The sequence below is a fragment of the Anaerobranca gottschalkii DSM 13577 genome (genome assembly GCF_900111575.1).
GTDB classification, from domain to species: Bacteria; Bacillota; Proteinivoracia; order Proteinivoracales; family Proteinivoracaceae; genus Anaerobranca; species Anaerobranca gottschalkii.
The window spans coordinates 1-9,245 of record NZ_FOIF01000064.1 but is presented as its reverse complement, the minus strand read 5'-3'; the positions used below and the strand labels follow the sequence as shown (position 1 = coordinate 9,245).

The 9,245-nt window shown below is 33.9% G+C and carries 10 protein-coding genes and 4 tRNA genes; all 14 read left to right on the top strand.

The window, feature by feature from the left end:
- Window positions 1-90: 90 nt before the first annotated feature.
- Window positions 91-166, top strand: a tRNA-Lys gene (locus BMX60_RS10605).
- Between the two features lie 4 nt (window positions 167-170).
- Window positions 171-245: transfer RNA gene (locus BMX60_RS10600), tRNA-Glu, on the top strand.
- Window positions 246-250: 5 nt separating this feature from the next.
- Window positions 251-327: transfer RNA gene (locus BMX60_RS10595), tRNA-Asp, on the top strand.
- Window positions 328-331: 4 nt separating this feature from the next.
- A tRNA-Phe gene (locus tag BMX60_RS10590) sits at window positions 332-407 on the top strand.
- Window positions 408-507: 100 nt separating this feature from the next.
- Window positions 508-1,443: a Na/Pi symporter gene (locus BMX60_RS10585; protein ID WP_091351427.1), complete on the top strand. Its 936-nt coding sequence runs from the start codon at window positions 508-510 to the stop codon at window positions 1,441-1,443.
- A gap of 77 nt (window positions 1,444-1,520) precedes the next feature.
- Entirely contained in the window at window positions 1,521-2,924 is a 1,404-nt protein-coding gene (locus tag BMX60_RS10580; protein WP_091351426.1) for a peptidoglycan DD-metalloendopeptidase family protein, read from the top strand.
- Window positions 2,925-3,055: 131 nt separating this feature from the next.
- On the top strand, window positions 3,056-3,937 hold the full coding sequence (locus BMX60_RS10575; protein ID WP_091351425.1) for a peptidase MA family metallohydrolase: 882 nt from the start codon (window positions 3,056-3,058) through the stop codon (window positions 3,935-3,937).
- 12 nt (window positions 3,938-3,949) lie between these two features.
- Window positions 3,950-4,633: a response regulator transcription factor gene (locus BMX60_RS10570; protein ID WP_177159788.1), complete on the top strand. Its 684-nt coding sequence runs from the start codon at window positions 3,950-3,952 to the stop codon at window positions 4,631-4,633.
- A 106-nt stretch (window positions 4,634-4,739) separates the two neighbouring features.
- Window positions 4,740-5,999 (top strand): UDP-N-acetylglucosamine 1-carboxyvinyltransferase, encoded by a 1,260-nt coding sequence (locus BMX60_RS10565; protein WP_091351423.1) that lies wholly within the window; start codon window positions 4,740-4,742, stop codon window positions 5,997-5,999.
- A 149-nt stretch (window positions 6,000-6,148) separates the two neighbouring features.
- Window positions 6,149-6,937: an MBL fold metallo-hydrolase gene (locus BMX60_RS10560; RefSeq protein ID WP_091351422.1), complete on the top strand. Its 789-nt coding sequence runs from the start codon at window positions 6,149-6,151 to the stop codon at window positions 6,935-6,937.
- Window positions 6,938-6,979: 42 nt separating this feature from the next.
- Complete coding sequence (locus BMX60_RS10555) at window positions 6,980-8,113, top strand: S1C family serine protease (RefSeq protein ID WP_177159787.1); 1,134 nt, start codon at window positions 6,980-6,982, stop codon at window positions 8,111-8,113.
- Between the two features lie 83 nt (window positions 8,114-8,196).
- Complete coding sequence (locus BMX60_RS10550) at window positions 8,197-8,364, top strand: CxxH/CxxC protein (protein WP_091351420.1); 168 nt, start codon at window positions 8,197-8,199, stop codon at window positions 8,362-8,364.
- A 2-nt stretch (window positions 8,365-8,366) separates the two neighbouring features.
- Window positions 8,367-8,846 (top strand): 23S rRNA (pseudouridine(1915)-N(3))-methyltransferase RlmH, encoded by a 480-nt coding sequence (rlmH, locus tag BMX60_RS10545; RefSeq protein WP_091351419.1) that lies wholly within the window; start codon window positions 8,367-8,369, stop codon window positions 8,844-8,846.
- Between the two features lie 138 nt (window positions 8,847-8,984).
- Window positions 8,985-9,245: transposase zinc-binding domain-containing protein (locus BMX60_RS10540; RefSeq protein WP_177159786.1), on the top strand; the 261-nt coding region annotated here is incomplete at its 3' end.

Below are 9,245 nucleotides of genomic sequence, written 5' to 3'. Positions count from 1 at the left end.
GAGTTAATTTCTTTGTTATAAGAAATAAAAAAACAAAAAAACTATTGACACTTTGTGTATATCATAGTATTATATACAAGTGTCAGTTATGAGCCATTAGCTCAGTCGGTAGAGCACCTGACTTTTAATCAGGGTGTCCCGCGTTCGAGTCGCGGATGGCTCACCATTTAGGCCCCTTGGTCAAGTGGTTAAGACACCGCCCTTTCACGGCGGTAACAGGGGTTCGAATCCCCTAGGGGTCACCAAATAAGGAGCTGTGGTGTAGAGGCCTAACATGCCTGCCTGTCACGCAGGAGATCGCGGGTTCGAATCCCGTCAGCTCCGCCATTTTGCCTCGGTAGCTCAGTCGGTAGAGCAGAGGACTGAAAATCCTCGTGTCGGCAGTTCGATTCTGCCCTGAGGCACCATAAGAAAATTAGAAAACACCTGTTATAGGTGTTTTTTTGTCATATTATAAACTCCGAAATAATATTATTTATAAAACATATTTTTTTAAGGAGTTAGTTTATGCAAATTTTACATAGTATTCACTTTGTAATTGCTTTAGGTATATTTTTAATAATCATAAAGGAGTTTGCCAAATCCTGCTCCCATTTAATCACAGAGAATAACAGGAAGATATTATTAAAATCTCAAAATATACTACTTATGGTTTTAGCAGGTGCCTTACTATCTGCCATTACCCAAAGTAGTAGTATAGTTGTATTAATGATTATTGGTTTAGTAGAAGGAAGTGTAATTTCTGAAAAAAGTGGCTTGGCAGCAGTGTTAGGTACTGAAATAGGAACTACCGTCACTGGACAACTTTTAAGTATACCTCAAAAAATTATTTTCTTCCTTTTACCATTTATTTTATTGGTTTCAATGGTATTACCAAAATTTAAAAACATAAGAAAAACTATTTTTTGGTTTTCTTTGCTAATTTTATCACTATATCACATGAGTATACCAGTTAAAGCTTTAACCTCCAATAGTGGTACCATGATAAACCAGTTATTATTATTAGCAAATGATAAGGTTTCGGTGGCTATCTTTATAGGATTTGGTTTTACAGCGTTGATCCAAAGCAGTAGTGCTTTAACTGCTTTAGCAATTAATCTAGGTAGAGTCGGGGTACTAGAAATAACAGGAGCGTTAGGACTTATTTTAGGGGCTAATTTAGGTACTTGTATAACTGGAGTTTTAGCAAGTTTTTCTTTCTCTAAAAAAGCTAAAACAATTGTAGTAGGCCAGATACTATTTAATTTCTTAGGGATTATCATTATTTCTATTATATTTCATCACTACGTTAATTTAGTAATTTTCTTAACCCCTTCAAAGTTAATAGAAAGACAAATCGCCAATGGTCAAACCTTGTTTAACATACTCTCAGTTATAGCTATTCTACCAATTTTCCCTTTATTTTATCGTTTGGTTAAACAAATTTCCTTAAAAATAATGTAAATTGGTTCAAATAAAAAGGATTTTAGGAAATTGTGTAGAATAGTTAATGATAGACTTTAATAGAAAGGGGTGAAAGTGTGGCTGATTTAAAAATCCCCCAATTTACGACTCTAAAAAATTTAACACAATGGCAACTTGGAGTCGTAAGCCTGATAATCACAGCAGTATTTTTAACAATAGGATATATTGGATACTCTCAATATCAACCGGGCTATGTATATACTGTAGCTGTGGATGGGCAAGAAGTGGGGATTGTAAAAAATCTCGATGATTTAGAAAGAATAATTGACCACTTAACAAATCAAGAAACATTAAGAACAGGATATGATGTTGTTATAGTTCAAGAAATAACTACTGAAAGGGTATTTCAACTCAAACCACAGGAACATTTACCTAATCTGCAATATAAAATTGCACAATTGGTATCTTATGAATCGGCAGGAACTCTAATAATTGTTGAAGGTAAACCAACAGTTGTTGTAGAAAGTGAAGAAGTTGCAAATAAAATTATTGAGGAAATACTGCAGTACTATATTACCAACGCAAAGGGTGATACAGTTAAAGATGTGGAAATTCTCAATGATGTTAAGTTTAAAGCTGTTGCAGTACGACCTGATGAAATAATGGACTACGAATTGGCAAAAAATCTCTTATTAAGGGGTACACCTAGATATGAAACATATCAAGTATCTAGAGGAGATAGTTTATCAGCCATTGCAAGAAGGGCTAATATGACCGTTGAGGAATTAAAAGCTGCCAATGGGTTAAATTCTCATATAATTTACGAAGGGCAAGAACTTAAACTGACAACTGCAGAACCTTTATTAAATGTCAAAGTTGTTAAAGAAGAATCAAAGTTTGAGTCTATCCCCTATACAACCCAATGGCGAAACACCCCTAATTTGTTTACTTGGCAAACCAGGGTTCATACCCAAGGAAAGCCAGGTCAAAGGGAAGTAAAATATGAAATTACCCTTATAAACGGTGTTGAAGTTAATCGGGTAGAAGTAAGTAATAAAGTAGTGGTTGAACCTGTAACGAGAATAGCAGAAAGGGGTACTGCCACTTTACCAGGTCGAGGTACAGGGATTTTTAGGTGGCCGGTACAATATGGGGTAGGTGTAATAACATCCCACTTTGGTAACAGGGTTCACCCTATTACAGGTAGACCTGATTTTCATACAGGGGTGGATATAGCCCACAGTGCTGGAACCCCTATCTATGCTGCAGCTGGAGGAAGAGTTGTAACCAGTGAATATAGAGGAGGCTATGGGAATTTAGTAATCATTGACCATGGCAATGGCTATACGACTTATTACGCACATCTTCAAAGTATGTCAGTTAAAGTAGGAGATAGGGTAAATCAAGGGCAGATTATAGGAAGGATGGGTAGAACTGGTTCAGCAACAGGTGTTCATCTCCATTTTGAAATAAGAAGAAATGGAACTGCCCTCAACCCAATGAATTTCTTTGCACCATAAGTAAAAGGTAAGAAGACGCTGGATAAATTAAAGTTATCCAGTGTCTTTTTATCTTTGCCCATGTTGGCATAGAAGAAAAAGTATGATATAATACTTTGTGTTATGTAAACTAAAAGGAAGGGGGAAGGGAAATGTTAAATTTAAACACAAGAAAAGGTATAACTGTTACAATGTTAATATTGGGGTTAGTTATCTTTAATTTATTATTTTTTAATTGGAGTAATGTAGAGCAATTAGGTATTTCTGTTGTAAGAAATACTCTGGCTTCATATAATAGAAATGTTGCTTATCGGGACTATCAATGGTTAATAGGGGAAAATGTAGATGTAGCTTTTACTGAAGATGATGCTGTATTTTCCCAATTTATTTTAGATTTAGCGGAAGAAAGTTATGTTGTTTTACAAAAAAAATATAATTTTAAACCTAATAGAAGACCATTAGTAGTTATCTACCCTTCTTATGAACAGCTATTAAATTCATTAGGTTGGGATGAAAGCAATAAGGCTTCCGGAGTTTATCAAAATGCCACAATAAAGTTAGTATCTCCAAGGGACTGGTATCCTGTTAATATTATCGAAGATATAAAAAGTGTATATAAAAATTACGGGCCATTACACCATGAGATGACCCATTTTTTTGTGGATTTTATAACAAAGGGAAATTATCCGGATTGGTATACAGAAGCCTTAGCTCAATTAGAAGAATTAAAATATCTAAATATACAATGGATTGATGAAAACAACCAAAATCCAGAAAAACTTTATTCATTCAGTGATCTATCTAAAAATTTTTATAATCTAGACAATCAAGCATTGGCCTATAGACAAGCATTAACAATTGGTATATTCTTAGAAGAGGTTTATGGTGATGAAGTTCATTTAAAAATACTTCACCAATTAGCAAAAGGGAATACCTTTGAAAATGCCATCAAAAATCTTTTTGGTCTATCTTTAATAGATTTTGAAAGAAACTATATAAATTGGATTGAGACAAATTGGAGTAAGTTCTTTTAAGGGGAAATGACAATGTCAATTAAAACAAAAGACTCGAAACTCCTTATTATAGATAATATAGGTGATATAAATTTAACAAAGGAATTTTTAGAAAAAGAAGGATTTATTTTGCATCAGTGTTTATCTCGAAATTATACAAACTTTGTTAATAACAATCCCGATTTAGTACTTTTAAATTTGGAAGTTACCTTTGAAAACTTTAAAATCTGCGAGGAAATAAGGAATTTATTAGACTGTCCTGTTATAATGATCGCTGATAGTAGTGAAGAAGAAGATAAAGTTAAAGCCTTTGAAGTTGGAGCTGATGATTATATCATCAAACCCTTTAGTAATAAAGAATTAGTAGCAAGGGTAAAAGCCCATTTGAGAAGATATCACTATCTAAATAATAAAAGTAAAAATAAAGAGGAACTAGAAATTTATCCTAATTTACAACAAGTTAGAAAAAAAGAAAAGAAAATTGACTTAAGTCAGCGAGAATTTGAATTATTATTTTTTCTTCTTCAAAATAAAGGGAAAGTCTTTACTAGAGGACAGTTATTAAAGGAAGTTTGGGGATTTGCCAGTGATGGAGATACCAGAACCGTAGACGTCACTATTCATCGATTAAGGGAGAAAATCGAGAATAATCCTAGCAAACCTGAATATATATTGACAAAAAGGGGCTTTGGATACTATTTTAATACTGTAAGTTAAATTTACAATCTTATACAAAAGAAATTATAATAGCAGGAATTTATTATTTTTTGTTGAATAAAATTAAATATGAAATTATATGAGATTATAGTAGGAGGAAAAGACCTTGGAAAAATTATTAGTAAAAGGGAAACAAGTTTTAAGAGGACAAGTTAATATCAGTGGAGCTAAAAATGCCGCTGTTGCTATATTACCTGCCACTATTGTTGCGGGAGGACCTTGTAAAATTGAAAACTTACCAGCAATTAGTGATGTTAAAATTTTAACTAACATTTTAGAACAATTAGGAGCAAAAATAACATGGCATGATGAAACTACTGTTACTATTGATCCTACTACAGTTAACACCTATCATGCTCCCCATGATTTAGTAAAGAAATTACGGGCATCATATTATTTAATGGGTGCTTTTTTAGCAAGATTTAAACGTTCTAAAGTGGCATTGCCCGGTGGTTGTCAAATCGGTCCAAGGCCTATAGATCAACATTTAAAAGGTTTCGAAGCTATGGGAGCAAAGGTGAAGCTAGTTGGTGGAGAAGTAGAGCTAAAGGTTGACCGCTTATGTGGTGGTTCTGTCTATATGGATATAGTTTCTGTGGGTGCTACAATTAATACCATGCTAGCGGCAGCCCGTTGTGAAAACTTAACTATAATAGAAAATGCGGCAAAGGAACCAGAAGTTGTTGATGTGGCGAACTTTTTAAGTTCAATAGGGGTTACTGTCAGGGGTGCTGGAACTGATGTTATAAGGATACAAGGGAAGGAAGAATTAACTGGCTGTGTTCATACAGTAATTCCTGATAGGATAGAGGCTGGAACTTTTATGGTAGCTGCAGCTGCCACTAAAGGTGATGTTAAGGTTTGTGATGTCATCCCTAAACACTTAGAACCTGTAACGGCAAAATTAAGGGAAGCTGGAATAAAAATAGAAGAAGGAGACGATTTTATTTGGGTTAAGGCAACTGGAATTGAGCCTAAGGCTATCGATGTTAAAACATTCCCATACCCAGGATATCCCACTGATTTACAGCAGCCTATGACCGCTTTTTTAACCACATGTAAAGGGATAAGTATTGTGACTGAAAATATTTTTGAGAATCGCTTTCAACATGTCGATGAATTGAAGAGAATGGGGGCAAATATAAAGGTTGAAGGAAGAAGTGCAATAATTGAAGGAGTAGAAACCCTTGAAGGAGCAGAAGTTAAGGCTACAGATTTAAGGGCTGGCTCTACTTTAGTTATAGCAGGTTTAATGGCAGAAGGTGTTACTAAAATTTCTAATGTAGAGCATATTAAACGGGGTTATGCCAATATAGATAAAAAGTTTAAGGGTTTAGGTGTAGATATACAGTTTATTGAAGAATAGGGTTTTAGCCTTCACCAGCTACGGCTGCTGAAGGCTTTTAGCTTTAAACAAAGTGTAAATTTTTTAGCTAATAAGTAAAATCTTTATATTTAATTTTGTACATATTTGGGATATATAATATAATTAATTGTGGAGAGGAAAATGTCAAAATGAATCTTTTTTCAATAGCCAGTGGAAGCAGTGGAAATTGTGTTTATTATTCAAATGGAGAAACAGAAATACTTATTGACGCAGGATTAAGTGGTAAAAGAATTCAATTGGGACTAGAAAAATTCGGCGTTGAACCAAAGAATTTAAAAGGTATATTAGTTACCCATGAACATAAAGATCATATTAGTGGTGTGGGAATTTTATCTAGAAGATATAAACTACCAATCTACATTACAGAAAAGACTTATTTAGCATGTAAAGAATCATTGGGGAAAATCGATAACAATCTATTAAATCATTTTGGAGTAGGAGAAAAATTTTCAATAGGAAGTTTAGAGATTGAAAGTTTTAAAACATATCATGATGCCGTAGAACCGGTAGGTTTTACTTTTACCAGTAAGGGTCACAAGTTAGGAGTTCTTACAGATACTGGTAGAGTTGATGATAAAATAATGGCAGCTATTTACAATTCAAATACCCTTTTATTAGAATCCAATCATGATGAAAAAATGGTGGAAACAGGACCTTACCCTTGGTATCTGAAAAAAAGGATTCTTGGAGACTTTGGCCATTTATCAAATACTACAGCTGGGAAAATATTAGTTCAATTGTTAAAGGGAAAAACCCGGAAAGTCTTATTAGCCCATTTAAGTGAACAGAATAATTTTCCTCAACTAGCTAAAGTAACTGTGGAAAGTATTTTAGCAAAGGCCCAAATTGCAGTGGGTATTGATGTGAATTTAGATATTCTACCGAGAAAAGAAGTTTCTAACTTCATTAAGCTATAATTAATGTTTAGGTTAATAATATTAAGAGAGGGAGGAAAAGAAATGGATTATTTTGAATACTACTATAAACCTAAAAGACCTAGCTTGTTAATTATTATTATAGTAGCACTGTTATCTTCATTTTTAGGGGGTATAATAGCATTAGCATTTTTTTCACCACAACAAACTCTACCACCTAGGGAAGGGGATTTAATACCACCTCCTCAGGATTCAAACAGAGATTTTAAGTGGGAAATTAAGGATTATCAAAGGACACCAGTTGTGGAAGCAGTGCAAAGGGTTAGCCCTGCCGTTGTAGGTATTAGTAATTACGTAAATCAAAGGGATATATTTAGGGGAACTACTCAATTAGTAAAACGGGGAGTAGGTAGTGGTGTAATAATTGATCCATCAGGATACATAGTTACAAATTACCATGTTATAGAACGGGGAGAAGTTATTATAGTAACCCTTGATAATGGTGAAGAATTAGAAGCTGAAGTTATAGGGTCTGACCCAGGAACGGATCTAGCAGTATTGAAGGTTAACAGATCAGGATTGCCTTCAGCGGAATTTGGGGATTCTGATAGATTAGTTGTAGGAGAAGTGGCTATTGCTATTGGTAATCCTACAGGTTTAGAACTACAACAATCGGTAGCAGTAGGGGTAATAAGTGCTACTGATAGATCTTTAGAAGTTTATGAATGGGTATTTTCTTTGATTCAAACCGATGCAGCTATAAATCCTGGTAATAGTGGAGGCCCTTTAGTCAATGCTATAGGTCAAGTTATAGGAATTAACAGTGTAAAGATATCCAATGCAGAAGGTTTAGGTTTTGCTATACCTAGTAATATAGTGAGAAATGTTGTTAATGAAATAGTAAGGTATGGAGAAGTAAGGAGACCAATGATAGGGATAATGATTAATGAAATAAGCCCTATTATAGCTAGACAGTATAACCTTGCAACAGATCACGGATTATATATAGTTGAGGTTGCTCCTAATAGTCCTGCTCAAGCAGGAGGATTAAGGAATAATGATATAATAACCCATGCAGATGGCAAAAAAATAACTTCTTTACGGGATTTTAGAATGGTAATGGCTAATAAAAAAATAGGGGATAAAGTAGAAATAAAGGTTATTAGAGGAGAAGAAACTTTAACATTAACAGTAATTTTAGCGGAATATGGTTATTAAAATTTAGATTTTGCAGGGATTTGCATTTCTTTGGAGAATAATATAGATACTATAATTAAAGAAATTTAACTGGAGCTGATTTTATGTATGTAGTGTGTAGAGATCACCTTGATGATGCCATTGAGGAATTTGTAGAAGTATATGAGCAACCCCCTGATTTATACGAACTGGATAAAGTAAGCTTTACAGATTGGACTCAGCCTAGCCGTTGTGCCTTTTGCAATAAACCTCCTAGGTATTTGGTGGTGTAAAGATGCAAATAGATATAATAGCAGTGGGGAAAATTAAGGAAAAATATTTAAACTTGGGGATTGAAGAATTTCAGAAAAGACTATCCAGTTACTGTAAATTAAACATTATAGAAGTTCCTGATGAACGGATTCCTGATAATGCATCCCTTGCAGAAGAAGAGTATATTAAAGAAAAAGAAGGAGAAAAAATAATATCTAAAATTAGGGATGGTTCTTATATCATCCCTTTAGCATTGAATGGAAAGATGTTATCATCAGAAGAATTAGCGGAAAAAATGAATAACTTAGCTATAGGGGGAAATAGTCATATCACCTTTATTATTGGAGGGTCTAATGGATTAAGTAATAAAGTATTACAGAAAGGGAATTTCTTGTTATCATTTTCTAAAATGACCTTTCCCCATCAACTGATGCGGTTAATTTTATTAGAGCAAATATATCGATGTTTTAGAATTAATCGAGGAGAACCGTACCACAAGTGACGGAGGTTTTTAAATAATAGATTAGAAACCCAAGAATCCCTTAATAGGCATTAAGGGATTTTTATTGCTTATTGCTTAGGAAAGTATAGATTGCTAGGTATGTGGATAAATGTTATTATGTAGTGGGGTGAGTTGTTTATGGCTACGGGAATAATAAAACAAATATTTGAAGATAAATGGGGAGAGTTTAAAGAAAAATACCCAATTAGGCCAACAGTCTTGTCAGAAGTAAAAAAGATGCTAACTTGTAAAGATATGAGTGAGGGATATAGTAAATTTTGTTGTCCGACTTGTAATGAAGTCAGATATGTAGGCTTTACCTGTAAGAGTCACTTCTGTACATCTTGTGGTCGGAAAGCAACAGAACAGTGGGTAGAAAAATTAAGTAAAGAATTATTT

What these genes read in the sequence shown, in the direction of transcription:
- BMX60_RS10585 (WP_091351427.1), top strand. Translation starts at nt 508, where the DNA reads ATGCAAATTTTACATAGTATTCACTTTGTAATTGCTTTAGGTATATTT.
- BMX60_RS10575 (WP_091351425.1), top strand. Translation starts at nt 3,056, where the DNA reads ATGTTAAATTTAAACACAAGAAAAGGTATAACTGTTACAATGTTAATA.
- BMX60_RS10570 (WP_177159788.1), top strand. Translation starts at nt 3,950, where the DNA reads ATGTCAATTAAAACAAAAGACTCGAAACTCCTTATTATAGATAATATA.
- BMX60_RS10560 (WP_091351422.1), top strand. Translation starts at nt 6,149, where the DNA reads ATGAATCTTTTTTCAATAGCCAGTGGAAGCAGTGGAAATTGTGTTTAT.
- BMX60_RS10555 (WP_177159787.1), top strand. Translation starts at nt 6,980, where the DNA reads ATGGATTATTTTGAATACTACTATAAACCTAAAAGACCTAGCTTGTTA.
- BMX60_RS10550 (WP_091351420.1), top strand. Translation starts at nt 8,197, where the DNA reads ATGTATGTAGTGTGTAGAGATCACCTTGATGATGCCATTGAGGAATTT.
- rlmH (WP_091351419.1), top strand. Translation starts at nt 8,367, where the DNA reads ATGCAAATAGATATAATAGCAGTGGGGAAAATTAAGGAAAAATATTTA.